Here is a 14133-nt window from a genome sequence, read left to right on the forward strand (position 1 = left end):
ATTGATTGCCGCTTGACGAAACGGTAATCGTTTACTGCATAAAAAGAATGCTGATTTGTCGTATTTCACAACTTGAGATAGTTCTGGAGAATTATGAGTTTGGAGATGACAAGGCGACGTTTTCTTGGTTTAGTGGGGACATCTCTTGCCTCGAACGAGATCGAAAAGAGACTTATTGCAGAGGATAGAACTTTCGTCAGTTCATTTTCAGGCACAAATCATACTCTCTGGTTTGATCAACCTGCACCGCAGTGGGCGGATGCACTGCCTGTAGGGAACGGGCGTCTGGGTGCCATGGTCTTCGGCAAGACAAACATGGAACGAATAGCGCTGAATGAAGACACACTGTGGTCTGGGTATCCCCGCAACGATGGAGAACTTGGCGATTGGAACAACCCAGGGGCGAAGGAGCATCTTCCTGTTGTGCGCCGCCTGGTGCTAGAGCGCAAGAACTACACTGCAGCCGACCAAGAGATCCGGAAGATGCAGGGCCCTTATAACCAGGCTTACGAGCCGCTGGGCGATTTGGAGATCAAGCTCATGCATGGCGAGGAGGTGACGGCGTACAAACGCCTCTTGAATCTAAATACGGCAATGGCCACCGTGAGCTACAACGTGGGAGTTGATCGATATTTGCGAGAGATCTTTGTCTCCGCTCCGGCTCAACTGGTCGTTGTGCGTCTGACCTGTACTAAGAGGAAGGGATTGACGGCTGAATTGAGATTGAAGAGTCAGATGCAATCATCGAGTGTTGCTCCGGATTCACAAACAATCCAGCTGACCGGCAAAGCGCCCAGTGACTCTGTGCCGAATTACCTCCAGAGTGACGATCCTATTCGTTACAGCAGTGTGGAAGGGGAGGGAATGCACTTTGCCGCGGCGCTTCACGTACAGGCCTCAGACGGAAAGTTGGCAAGCCATGAGGATGGAAGTGTTTCGATTGATGGGGCTACGAGCATCTTGATACTGTTGGGTATGGCCACTGGTTACCGTGGCTACGGGGTAGCCCCGGACATGCCCTTGGTCGACGTGCTGACTATGGCAGAGAAGCCCGTGGTGGCTGCACGATCTGTGGGGTATAGGCGCCTGCTTGCCGATCATCTTGCCTCTCATCAGAAATTTTACCAACGCGTGTCGCTTGATCTCGGGCTAGAGAGGTACAGCCCGGTCCTGCCAACTGACAAGCGGGTGAGCAAATTTGCAGATGACCCTGATCCGGCGCTATTGGCGCTCTACTTCAACCTTGGACGGTACTTGTTGCTGACGAGTTCGCGCCCGGGCACTCAGCCGGCGAACTTGCAAGGCTTGTGGAACGGTGAAATACGTCCACCGTGGAGTTCAAATTGGACTTCGAATATCAATGTGCAAATGAACTACTGGCACGCGGAGACGTGTAACCTCTCGGAATGCCACTTGCCTTTGTTTGACATGGTGACAGACTTGAGCCGGAACGGGGAGAAGACGGCTGCGGTTAACTACGGAGCAAAGGGCTGGGTATCGCACCATAATATTGACCTGTGGAGGCAGTCGGCCCCGGTGGGGATGGGGACACAATTTGCGGATCCTACATGGGCGAATTTCTGCATGAGCGGACCTTGGCTCTGTGCTCACTTCTGGGAACACTATCGGTTTACGGGCGACGAGGAGTTTCTCAAGACAGCCTTCCCGGTGATGAAAGGTTCGGCAGAGTTCTGTCTGAGTTGGCTTGTGGAGGATGGGACGGGCCATCTGACGACATGCCCCTCCGTGTCAACTGAGAATAGCTTTCTGGCGCCGAATGGAAAGTCTGCCAATGTAAGCTCTGGCTGCACGATGGACCTGGCACTGCTGAGAGAGCTGTTCGACAATGTGGTCGAAGCGACTAATGTGTTAGACGTTGACCACGATTTTGCAGCGAAGCTGGAAGCTGCGCGGAATCGGCTGCCGGATTATCAAATTGGCCGCTACGGACAGTTACAGGAGTGGTCGGTCGACTTTGAGGAAAACCAACCGGGACAAAGACACATGTCGCACTTGTACCCGGTGTATCCGGGATCGGCAATTACGCCGCGAAACAATCCACGACTGGCAGCAGCGGCGAGGAAGTCACTAGAGCGGCGCCTAGATCACGGTGGCGCTTATACAGGATGGAGTCGCGCATGGGCCATTGGAATATGGGCGCGCCTAGAAGACGGGGATATGGCGTGGGAGTCGTTAAAGATGCTCATGGAACATAGCACGGGCGCGAACCTGTTTGATACACATCCTGCGAAGAGCGGCAGTATCTTCCAGATCGATGGAAACTTCGGAGCGACGGCAGCGATAGCTGAGTTGCTTTTGCAGAGCCATGATGAGGAAATCGCGCTGCTGCCTGCACTACCGATTGCCTGGAAACAAGGATCGGTGAAGGGGTTGCGGGCGCGCGGCGGCCTCGAAGTGGCGATGCGATGGATCGGCGGGCGACTGGTTGAGGCGGAATTGTATGTACTACAAGGGGGCACTCATTCGATACGGGTTCCGAAAGGCTCTAGAATCGAGGGCCTTCGGATAAAAGAAGGTGGTACTGTCCCTTTGGTTCGAACAGCTGAATCGTCGGTCTGTTCAATCACGGTGCTGAGAGGATCAAGGTATTTTCTTGATTTGACTTCCAGCTAAGTCAATGCGTGCAACATGGGCAATCGTAAATTGGCCCTTATTCGTGGTACTGGCTGATTCGGCAGATGCTTGAACGATCCGAATCAACAGGTCCCAACGGGCGATGAAATTTAGCGACGGGGTCTCTTTGAATTAAGGTCAGAAAGGGCATTCTTGGGGAGGCCAGTAGTCTGGCGTACTATCAGTCGCGTACTGATCTTGTTAGTAGCCCCTGCCTTTATGTTTGCGGGGTCCAGATTGGACAAGAGAGCGCCCACTGCATTTTGTGCAAGATCTTTGCAGGACATGCGGACGGTTGTGAGCGGTGGGATCGTGTACTCAGCTAAGTGAATGTCATCGAAGCCAATCAGTGAAAAGTCTTCAGGAACTTTGAACCCCGCTTCAAAGAGAGCATGCTGCACCCCGATGGCTGTCATATCGTTGGAACACATGATCGCAGTGGGTAAGTGCTTCAGGGCGAGAATTTTTTGCATCGCATCTCGGCCGCCATCCAACGTATGATCTCCTTCGATCATCCACGCGAGGTCAACTTTGATTCCCGCAGACTTTAAGCAGTTTAGAAAGGCCGCTTTTCGACTTTCCGCGGAACGCAAGCGAAGGGGGCCGCTAATGAATCCAATCTTGCGATGGCCTAGAACGGCTAAATGCTGCACGCCCTCATTGATGCCTGCACTGTAGTCAACTGCTAGAACACTGCTTAGTGGGCGCGAGGGCGCAGGATCGATAAAAACTACGGGTATGTTGTCGACGGCGAAGCGATCGAGAAGGAAGTCCTCGATGCCAAAGGTCATAATGGCGACACCATCTACCTTGCGCTCAAGCATCCGCCGCGCGCACAGCTCCATTTTCGTGGTCTCATAGTTGGTTGAGCCGATTAGGATCTCGTATCCATGTTCTACTGCTACCTGTTCGAACTCTTGGATGAGTTCCGGAAAAAATGGGTTGGTGATTTCGGAGACAATCAAGCCAAGGAGTTTGCTTTTGCCTGAGACCAGGGCTCGCGCTTGTGTGTTGGGAAAATATCCCAACTCGGCTACGGCCTTCCAGACTCGTTCGGCCAACTGTGAATCCACCGTGGGTACGTGGTTGATAGTTCGCGATACTGTAGCGATGGAGACGCGCGCTCTTGCGGCAACGCCGTGAATATCGATTTTGGGTGTGGCATGGGTCTTTGCGGAACGTCTCATCGTGTTTGATCCTGAAACATCCTACAAGGATAAGGCGTGATGCAGTTACAAGCGAGAAGAGACTCAGGCTTGACATCCAAGCCCCTAGAACGCTACTGTCCCATCTAGGAAACGTTTACTGAATTCTAAGACGGCCATAATTAATGGGTTTGCCATCGTTTTAGTTCCAACCAAGGATTTAAATGACAATAGCTGCCGGGGTGGATTTTGGAACGTTAAGTGTCCGAGTGAGTCTTCTGGATAGTGAACGGGGGAGGCTGGGCACTGCGTCCGTGAACTATCCGTTACACCGAAAACGGGAAGACCCAGACTTTGCAACCCAGTCTCACGAAGACCAGATGCACGCCCTGGTTCAGGCAATGCGTGACGTGCTTCAGCAGAGTGTGGTGAACGGTACCGATGTTGTCGCACTTGCACTTGATACTACTGGCTCAAGCGTAATTGCGGTCGACGCGCAGGTTCGACCACTGGATGAATATCTGCTATGGTGTGATCACCGTGCGCACAAAGAGGCGCGGCAAATCACTGCATTGGCCCGTGCTGAAGGCCTCGAAGCGATCGATTGGTGCGGGGGGGTTTATTCCCACGAATGGGGGTTTGCGAAGCTGCTATATTGGCTGCGCAACAACCCAGAGAAGCGAAAACGTTTCGCCACGGCGCTAGAACACTGCGATATGGTCGCAGCAACCCTTATCGGCGTTACCGAGCCGGCGTTGGTGTCACGCAGTATATGTGCGATGGGGCATAAGTGGCTGTGGAATCCACGCTGGGGAGGACTGCCGCCGCAGGAGTTCCTTTCGCGTCTGGATCCTCTGTTCGAAGGAATTCGTGCCAAGCTGGATGGTATCTACCGCACATCGGACTACATTGCTGGCCATCTCAGCCATCACTGGGCTAGAGAGATGGGGCTGAAACCCGGAATACCAATTCCAGTGGGGGCATTCGATGCTCACTGGGACGCGATCGGCGCTGGTTGTCGTGAGGGTGATGTTGTGAATGTCGTGGGCACATCTACGTGCATCATTGCTATGAGCCGCGAGACACGGCTTGTCCCGGGGGTCTGCGGAGTCGTTCCGGGAAGCGTGCACCCAGAGTTCACTGGTATTGAAGCTGGCCTATCTGCTACAGGGGATATTTTTGATGCAATCGCGCGACGGGCAGGCACAGACGTTCGTACCCTCTCCGCAGGATTGGAGGAGTACACGCCAGGACAAACGGGATTGCTGCGCGTGAGCTGGGATAACGGGGACCGCACGGTACTGGTGAACCCCGATCTTGGGGGGCTGACGCTTGGATGGAACCTCATACATACTGCCAAGGACGAACTCTTCGCTGCGATTGAAGGCACGGCATTTCACACGCGAATCATTTTGGAGCGTCTCTCCGAGTATGGTGTTCCGGTTGAAAGAGTGATCAACTCAGGTGGAATTCCCCAGAATAATGTTGTGCTGAATCAGGTATACGCGGATGTGCTCGGCAAAACCGTGCTGGTGCCGGATGGAGTTCCAACAAGCCTGGGGTCTGGGATCTTCGCGCTGGTCGCGGCTGGCGTGTTTGCCTCCATTGAAGAGGCGCAGCAGAAGATGTGCCTTCCGCTCAAAGCGTACACTCCGCGTCCGGAAGCTGTTGAGCGGTATAACGAGCTATTCCGGCTTTATCGAGAGGTTTATTTTGCGTTTGGCCGACCTGGCAGCGCTGCTGCGGAGATGGGCCATGTGTTGCCGGAGTTGCGCCGCATTGCTGCGCAGGCGCGCGTCGCGACTTCTGAGCCAAAATTGTCGTTGATGTGAGCTTTAATCTGGGGTCGGATTTCCCGTTGTTCAAGTATTTTTTTACGCAGGATTCCGTGCGATTTATGGGGTATTTTCAAAAAACTGGTGCGCAATCGTGGTGTTTCTGCATGGTAAATGTGGTGAAGTTGTGGTGATTTGTATGGCTGGAAACGCGCGATTTTCTGGGTCGAAAAAAGTGACAGGGTTTAGGGGTTTATTTTTGTGGTCAGATGCAGGCGCTACGAGGTAGGCGTCCGAGTCTGGGCCCGCGGGCGAGGTCAGGAGAAGTCGCTGAGGCCAAAATTTCGATCTGTCTTCCGAGGACAGTTAGAAAGACGGGCGACGTGACGTTGCTTTCTGAGATCAAGGTTATGGGCGCCGAAACCTATGCGATCGGACAGAGCGTTTCCAATGCTTTTCTATTGACAGGGAAGAAGTTGACCCTGTAACGTGGGGCTTCAGAAAACGTTTCCCAGATTGAAGCTTTGCGAATTCCCGGTCGGTATTCCGCCACCTTCTTGCAGGCTGAACATGAAAGCATCTGAGCTGTGTTCGAGAAGTACGTTGGAGAATACGCTTCAATTATGAATTTGGACATAGCTCTTTTCGCCTCTATAACCCTTATGAATCGTCAGCTCACGCATCTCGCGCCGATCGACATTCTGATCCTCGCGCTGTACTTCGTACTCGTGATCTTCATCGGTTTTTATGTGAAGGGGTCTACGAATACCAGTGAGGAGTTCTTCCTCGCCGGCCGTGAGATGACGGCGTGGATTGCCGGGCTAAGCTTCGTTTCGGCCAACCTCGGGTCGCTGGAGTTGATGGGCTGGGCAGGCGCGGCCTACCAGTACGGCATGCTGGCGATGCATTGGTATTGGATAGGCGCGATCCCGGCCATGCTCTTTCTGGGCGTCGTGATGATGCCTTTTTATTACATCTCCAAGACACACTCCGTGCCTGGGTATCTGCAGCTTCGCTTTGGCGAGGGCTCTCGGGGGCTTAGCGCGATCAGTTTCGGTTTCATGACCATTCTGATGTCGGGGGTCAACATGTATTCGATGGCCTTGGTGATGAAGGTTGTTCTCGGCTGGAATATAAGCTTTTCGATCTGGGTTGGCGCGGTCACGGTCGCGGTCTACGTTATGCTGGGCGGCCTGCGATCAGCGATCATCAATGAAGTTCTTCAGTTCGTCCTGATCTGGGCGGGAGCGGCGCTGATTCCGATCCTCGGCCTGGTCGAGGCTGGCGGATGGACAAACCTGAAGGCCCAGATCGCGCAGAACGTCGGGTCTTCCGATTACACGCACCTGTGGACCACGCTGGGCCACTTCCGAGACAATCCGATGGGCGTTCACTGGACCGGCATCGTCTTCGGCCTGGGGTTTGTGATCAGCTTCGGGTACTGGACCACTGACTTTCTGGTGGTGCAACGCGTGCTTTCTGCCAACAACCTGCGCGCCGCCAAGATGGCTCCGATCATTGGAGCAGCGTTCAAGATGGCAGTTCCTTTCATCGTGATCGTTCCGGGCCTGCTTGCGCTGGCGGTCCTGAAGAACCCTGACGGCTCAATCCTCCACCTGGTCGGGGAGAATGCGGTGAACGCACAACACCCCTACAGCTATAACGAGGTGCTGCCTCTGATGCTGATCCGCTACTGCGGACCTGGCTTGCTGGGGCTTGGCATCACAGCTCTGATCGCGGGTTTCATGAGCGGGATGGCTGGAAATGTCAGCGCCTTCTCTACGGTCTGGACCTACGACATCTACGGCGCCTTTATCAACAAGAGGGCTTCCGACAAGCACTATGTTTCGATGGGCCGATGGTCCACGGTGGTCGGGATGTTGATTTCGATCGGCACCGCGTACCTGGTTGCCAACGCCGCATCGATCATGGACTACGTTCAGGCGCTATTCAGCTTTTTCATCGCTCCTCTATTCGGCACCGTGGTGCTGGGCATGCTGTGGAAGGGGGCGACACGAGCCGGAGGCTTCTGGGGACTGCTTGCCGGGACCGTCAGTTCAATTGGGATGTGGCTTTATACGACTTATGGCGGAGCGGCAGCGCTAAGCCGTATCGCGCTCTCAGTCGATGCGCGGCCCATGGCGGAGAATCTGTATCGGGCCCTGTGGAGCTGGATCATCTGTGTCGTTGTTACTGTGGCGGTTAGTTATTTCACAGAAGCTACGCCTGTCGCGAAGCTCTCGGGTCTGGTTTATGGCGCTACTACTCTGCCAGACGACGGTGCGGCGAGTATTTGGCAGAAGCCGATTTTCTGGGCGGTCGTGGTCATCGTGATCTTTTTCATTCTCAACATCGTTTTTTTCTAGTTTTTTCAAAGCGCATAGAGTGCGCGGAGGTACTTGAGATGGCAGAGGGAACAGGACGCGGCGAGATGCTCTCGATCTGGTTCTTCGTGGGCGGGCTTACGCTCGTCTACGGTTTGGTACTGCTGCCGTACGGGGCCTGGGAGTGGTTTGCGCATCGTGAAGCTCCGACAGTTCTCAACCAGCTTCATCCCACCTTCTGGTGGGGCCTGCTACTGACTCTGTTCGGCGGCTTTTACACCGTTCGCTTCCGGCCGAGGACGGGTGACATCAATAAAACTTAGGTCTGCTTAGAAAAGAGAAACATGAAAAATCTTGAGGGTCTTGAAATATGGTTTGTCACTGGGAGCCAGCATCTTTATGGTCCCGAAGCGCTGGCCCGGGTGGCAGAGAACTCTCAGAACGTTGCTAAGTCTCTGAGTGCAGAAGCTACGATCCCTTTCAAAGTCGTGTTCAAACCCGTTCTCACGACGGCAGAGGAGGTGCGCGCACTTTGCCGAGAGGCGAATAACGCGGAGAGATGCATTGGGCTCGTTCTATGGATGCACACTTTTTCTCCGGCAAAGATGTGGATCTCGGGCCTGAGCTCGCTTGTCAAACCGATACTGCACTTTCACACGCAGTTCAACCGCGAGCTTCCCTGGTCCTCCATCGATATGGACTTCATGAATTTGAATCAGGCGGCGCACGGAGACCGGGAGTTCGGATTCATTACGGCGCGTTTGAAGCTGGCACGCAAGGTGGTGGTGGGCTTCTGGCAGGATCCGGAGACGATCGCGGAGATCGCTGCATGGACGCGGGCCGCTGCGGGCTGGCACGAATCCCAGAGTCTGAAGGTGGCTCGCTTCGGTGACAATATGCGCGAGGTTGCGGTGACAGAGGGCAACAAGGTCTCCGCCGAGGTACAACTTGGGTATAGCGTGAACGGGTATGGCGTGGGCGATCTCGTTGTGCGGATGAACGAGGTTACAGACGCTGAGGTGGACAGGCTGGTCGCGGAGTACCGTGAGTCCTATTCGATAGCGAAGGAACATGACAGGGTCGATGCGTTGCGCGAGGCGGCCAGGATTGAGCTAGGTCTTCGTGCTTTTCTCGAAGACGGTAACTTTGGCGCCTTTACCGATACCTTCCAGGATCTGCATGGGATTGGACAACTTCCTGGAATTGCGACACAACGTCTGATGGCTGACGGTTATGGGTTCGGCGGTGAGGGAGACTGGAAGACCGCAGCCCTGGTTCGCACGATGAAGGTGATGGCTCATGCCCTGCCGGGTGGCACGTCCTTTATGGAGGATTACACGTACGATTTCAGCGGCACTCCGAAGGTTCTTGGATCGCACATGCTGGAGGTGTGCCCATCGATTGCGGCAGGGAAGCCATCGCTTGAGGTACACCCTCTTGGGATTGGCGGGAAGGCCGATCCGGTGAGGCTTGTGTTTACGGCTCCGAGCGGGCCGGCGGTGGTGGCTTCGATGATTGATATAGGAGATCGGTTTCGGCTGATTGTGAATGAAGTGGATGTTGTTCAGCCGGATGAGCCTCTGCCGAAACTGCCAGTGGCGCGGGCCGTGTGGCTGCCAAAGCCGAGCCTGAAGGTTGCTGCCGCTGCGTGGATCTATGCCGGGGGAGCGCATCATACGGGCTTCAGCCAGGCCTTGACGACGGAACATATGGAAGACTTTGCGGAGATTGCAGGGATCGAGCTGATCGTTATTGATGGGGAGACTCGGCTTCGTGAGCTGCGCCGGCAACTTCGATAAGCGTGCGTGTGTTTTGGCTTGGAAGAAGGGAAGCGAGGAAGCGATGTTGCTGGAGAAGCTGAGGGAAGAGGTGCTGGCGGCGAACCTGGAGCTGGTGCGTCAAGGGCTCGTTCTGTACACCTTCGGAAATGCTTCGGGCGTTGATCGGGAGCAGGGGCTAGTCGTGATCAAGCCTTCAGGCGTTGCTTACGATGAGATGAAGCCGGAGCATATGGTCATCGCCGATCTTGAAGGAAAGATCGTAGAGGGTGAGCTGCGGCCATCGTCAGATCTGGATACACATACTTTGTTGTACCGGGAGTTCCCCGAAATCGGCGGAGTGGTGCATACGCACTCTGAGTTTGCTACGAGCTTTGCGCAGGCCAGACTTCCAATCCCCGCGCTGGGCACGACGCATGCGGATTATTTTTACGGGCCCGTGCCGGTGACGTTGCCGCTCTCGGATGAAGCGATCGGCGGCCAGTATGTTCACGAGACCGGATTGGCGATTGTTGCGCGCTTCAAGGGCGAGGGTGATTCGAAAGCGATTGATCCGATGGCAGTCCCGGCGTGCCTGGTGGCCGGCCACGCTCCGTTTGTGTGGGGGAAGACGCCGCACGATGCCGCACACAATGCCGTTGTGCTGGAGGCGGTGGCACGCATGGCTTATCGGACGGTGTCGCTTGAAGCAAATGCGATAGGGGTTTCGCAGGCGCTGCTGGATAGGCATTATTTTCGCAAGCACGGAAGAGATGCGACGTACGGGCAGGGGTAGTCGTCATAGGCGTTGATTGCCATGTGGCAAGTGTATCTGTCGGTAGGAGAAACGGATTCGTCGTACAGCGTGGTTGGGAAACGTATACTCAGGCGCGCCTCAAAAACCTAACACTAAGGGAATTTTAATTATGAAATGCGTCTCCGGATTTTTTGCGTACACCTTTCTGGCCGGTTCGATTTGTGTGACGGCTCAAACCGCCAAACTTACGATAGATGCTTCGGTGAACACATCGCCGGTTAGCCCCACGCTGTATGGATTGATGACGGAGGAGATCAACTTTTCCTACGACGGAGGGCTCTATGGCGAGATGGTGCGGAACCGGACCTTCGATGCGCACTGGCCGCGCTTCGAGCATTGGGTGACGGTGACGCAAGGTAACGCGCAAGAGAAGTTCGACGCGGACGAGACTGGCCCGAGCGAGGCGCTGCACAAGAGCCTGAGGCTGACCATCAAACAGAGTTCTCCTGGGAACGAGGCGGGTTTGGCTAACGCGGGTTATTGGGGGATGGCAGTGCGGCCTTCGACGATCTATCGAGGATCCTTTTATGCGAAGGCGGATGGAGTGGGTACTGCTCATGCGAAGTTGGTGTCGGATGAGACGGCGGCGACGCTGGCCGAGACTACAGTGGATGTGAAGGATGGCGATTGGCAGCGGTACAGCTACAGCCTGAAGACTGCGGCGGGCGTAAAACCGAGCCTGAAGAACCATCTTGAGATCACCTTTGCCCATCCCGGTACCGTTTCTTTTCAGCTGATCTCTCTGTTTCCACCGACGTTTCACGATCGCCCGAATGGCAACCGTCCGGACCTAATGGAGATGCTTGCTTCCATGCATCCGAACTTTCTGCGATTGCCAGGTGGCAACTACCTCGAGGGCGACACGGTTGAAGAGCGATTTAATTGGAAGGAAACTGTGGGTCCGCTGGTTGATCGTCCGACGCACCGAAGCCCCTGGAACTATCAGTCTACCGATGGAATGGGTTTGCTCGAGTTTCTGGAGTGGTGCGAAGACTTGAGGGTGGATCCGGTTCTGGCGGTCTACGCTGGATACTCCTTAAAAGGACAGCATGTGGGAGGTAAGGAGCTCGAGCCGTTTATTCAAGATGCGTTGGATGAGATCGAATATGTCACTGGAGATGCGAGCACGAAGTGGGGTGCGGTGCGGGTGAAGGATGGACATCCGGAGCCGTTCGCATTGCACTATGTTGAGATTGGCAATGAAGATGAGTTCGATAAGTCGGGCAGCTATGAGGAGCGGTTTGCGCGCTTTGCCAAGGCGATCCGGTCAAAGTATCCACAGTACAAGTTGATTGCGACTACACCGGTAAAAAGCGCGATACCAGACGTTATTGACGATCACTACTATCTGACTCCCCAGGAGTTCTTCGATCTCGTTCATAAGTACGACACTGCGGACCGGAACGGGCCGAAGATATTTGTGGGAGAGTGGGCGACGCGCATGGGCTCTCCAACGCCGAATTTTGGGGCGGCGCTGGGAGATGCAGCGTGGATGACAAGTTTGGAGCGAAACAGCGACCTTATCGTGATGGCCAGCTATGCTCCACTGCTGACGAATGTTAATCCAGGTGGCATGCAGTGGTCGACGGATTTGATCGGCTACGATGCGCTTACCTCGTACGGTTCACCAAGCTACTGGGCTCAGGTTTTGTTTGCGCAACATCTTGGTGATCATACGGTGAAGTCGGCAGCGGAGCAGGTGAATTCGCGTTTCTTCTGGTCCGCAACCGTATCCACAAAAGATAAGGTGCTGCACCTGAAGCTGGTGAATGGTTCGGACAAGACCCAGGAACTCGTGATGGATTTGGTGGGGGCGAAAGATGGTCCGGCAGTTATGAATTCGCTTCATGCTGCAACGTGGTGGGATACAAACACCATCAACAGGCCGGATGTCATCAAACCGATGTCTTCAAAAGTAAATATCACTTCGAAGAACTGGAGACACGATCTTGCTGGCAATACGATTGAAGTGATCGACATTCCTCTGCAATAGGTTGGGGAGGCTGACGTGGAGACCGATTTGAAGTCGTTCGCTGAATGGATTTCGTCCCGTTTCTTTTGAAACGAAATCCATTCTGTTGCCACTCGGGCTGAATTTCAATCAGGAGAGCGCGGATGGGATACTTGGACCAACGAGTTGCACTCATCTATTGACGTCGCGCGGGCGCGCTTTTAGACCCTTAGAACTTGCTGGTCCGTTCTTGCTAACCAATGTGCCCTTTGGCTTCCGGCGACATCTGATAGTGGGAGTCCTGCAACCGATGTCAAGGATCTTTCGAAGAAAAACGTGTTAGATCTTTGGCGGGACAGCGTCTGCAATACTGGGTTGAAGTGCTTCACGGCAGGCCTGTTGATTTTTTTAGGCCATTCATTGGCTAGCTAATAAAGGGGGTTCACGTTGACTGAAAAACGGGAAAAAGTAGTACTTCCAAGATTCTCGGTAGGTGTAGGTGATAGGTTCGCGCATCAGGCGAAGGCCCAGCTTGCGGCGTGTCTGCTTGCGGCTCAGCAAGGTGTGGAGGTCGCGCCGGTGTGGAACAAGTCCAACCGCGAGCACCTCATCATCGGATCAGAGCCGGATGCGACTCGCAAAGCTGCAGATGCCGCCGTGGGGGAACTCGGCTGGAGAAAGCCCTATTTTGTTGACGCTGACCATATCAATTTGAATACTGTTGGCCGATTTGTTGCTCCGTGCGACTTTTTCACGTTGGACGTCGCAGACTTAATCGGAAAGCCGGCCGACCCGAAAGATGTGGCGACGTTCGTGCAGAGTCATCCGGAGTTGGTCGGAAGGGTAGCTATTCCAAATGTAGAGCTTCCGTTCAAAACGGATCGGCAATTTGTAGAGGACGTGGCAAACAAGTTTCTTGCGGCGGTGAAACATGCGGGAGAGATATACCGTTTTCTATCGGAGAAAAAGGGTGAGGGTCGGTTCGTGACCGAGATCTCGATGGATGAGACGGATTCGCCCCAGACTCCGGTGGAGCTGCTGATCATACTTGCTGCGATTGCCGATGCAGGTGTTCCGATTCAGACAATTGCTCCAAAGTTTACGGGTCGGTTTAACAAAGGTGTGGACTATGTGGGCGATGTGGCTCAGTTTGCGAAGGAGTTCAACGAGGACATTGCTACGATTGCCTTCGCAGTTAAGACCTATGGCCTGCCGCAGAATCTGAAGCTGAGCGTGCACTCGGGTTCGGATAAGTTTTCGATCTACCAATCGATTCATGATGCAGTGGAGAGGTCTGGTGCGGGTTTGCATTTGAAGACTGCCGGCACCACGTGGCTTGAAGAATTAATCGGCTTGGCAGAGTCGGGGGGCTCAGGTCTCGATATTGCAAGGGAGATCTATGCAGAGGCTTGCAGTCACCGCGTTGAGCTTTGCGCGCCCTACGCGACGGTGATAGACATTGACGTGGCAATGCTGCCGAGGCCAGAGGCGGTTAATGGATGGAGCAGCGGGCAGTTCACCTCGGCGCTCCGGCACGATCAGAGCAACCGGGAATACAATCCCAGCTTTCGTCAGTTGCTTCACGTGGGGTTTAAAGTGGCGGCTAAGATGGGAGACCGCTATCTCAAAGAGCTGGAGAGCCATGAGCCCGTCATCTCGCGGAACGTGACCGCCAACTTATTTGAGCGGCACCTGCGGCCTGTGTTTCTGGGATCGTGACCGCTCATCTG

9 protein-coding genes are annotated in these 14133 nt (G+C 54.5%); 8 read left to right on the top strand and 1 reads right to left on the bottom strand.

Annotated features, from left to right (window positions below; genetic code table 11):
* Window positions 1–93: 93 nt before the first annotated feature.
* Window positions 94–2634 (top strand): glycoside hydrolase family 95 protein, encoded by a 2541-nt coding sequence (locus tag RBB76_RS22975; RefSeq protein ID WP_429630850.1) that lies wholly within the window; start codon window positions 94–96, stop codon window positions 2632–2634.
* 110 nt (window positions 2635–2744) lie between these two features.
* On the opposite strand, the gene RBB76_RS22980 is transcribed toward RBB76_RS22975, so the two are convergent.
* On the bottom strand, window positions 2745–3821 hold the full coding sequence (locus RBB76_RS22980) for a LacI family DNA-binding transcriptional regulator (protein ID WP_429630848.1): 1077 nt from the start codon (window positions 3819–3821) through the stop codon (window positions 2745–2747).
* 182 nt (window positions 3822–4003) lie between these two features.
* Between RBB76_RS22980 and RBB76_RS22985 the strand changes: the two genes are divergently transcribed.
* From RBB76_RS22985 to RBB76_RS23015, 7 genes are all read left to right on the top strand, one after another.
* On the top strand, window positions 4004–5611 hold the full coding sequence (locus RBB76_RS22985; RefSeq protein WP_429630847.1) for a ribulokinase: 1608 nt from the start codon (window positions 4004–4006) through the stop codon (window positions 5609–5611).
* Window positions 5612–6177: 566 nt separating this feature from the next.
* Window positions 6178–7920 (top strand): sodium:solute symporter family protein, encoded by a 1743-nt coding sequence (locus RBB76_RS22990; protein WP_429630845.1) that lies wholly within the window; start codon window positions 6178–6180, stop codon window positions 7918–7920.
* A 38-nt stretch (window positions 7921–7958) separates the two neighbouring features.
* Window positions 7959–8201, top strand: coding sequence for a hypothetical protein (locus RBB76_RS22995; protein WP_429630843.1), 243 nt, complete (start codon window positions 7959–7961; stop codon window positions 8199–8201).
* Window positions 8202–8222: 21 nt separating this feature from the next.
* Window positions 8223–9677: an L-arabinose isomerase gene (gene araA, locus RBB76_RS23000; RefSeq protein ID WP_429630841.1), complete on the top strand. Its 1455-nt coding sequence runs from the start codon at window positions 8223–8225 to the stop codon at window positions 9675–9677.
* 43 nt (window positions 9678–9720) lie between these two features.
* Window positions 9721–10431, top strand: a complete 711-nt coding sequence (locus RBB76_RS23005) for an L-ribulose-5-phosphate 4-epimerase (protein ID WP_429631162.1) — start codon at window positions 9721–9723, stop codon at window positions 10429–10431.
* A gap of 130 nt (window positions 10432–10561) precedes the next feature.
* Window positions 10562–12445: an alpha-L-arabinofuranosidase C-terminal domain-containing protein gene (locus RBB76_RS23010; RefSeq protein WP_429630839.1), complete on the top strand. Its 1884-nt coding sequence runs from the start codon at window positions 10562–10564 to the stop codon at window positions 12443–12445.
* A gap of 405 nt (window positions 12446–12850) precedes the next feature.
* Window positions 12851–14122: a tagaturonate epimerase family protein gene (locus RBB76_RS23015; protein ID WP_429630837.1), complete on the top strand. Its 1272-nt coding sequence runs from the start codon at window positions 12851–12853 to the stop codon at window positions 14120–14122.
* Window positions 14123–14133: the final 11 nt, after the last annotated feature.

This window comes from Tunturiibacter psychrotolerans (assembly GCF_051013365.1).
GTDB lineage: Bacteria > Acidobacteriota > Terriglobia > Terriglobales > Acidobacteriaceae > Edaphobacter > Edaphobacter psychrotolerans_A.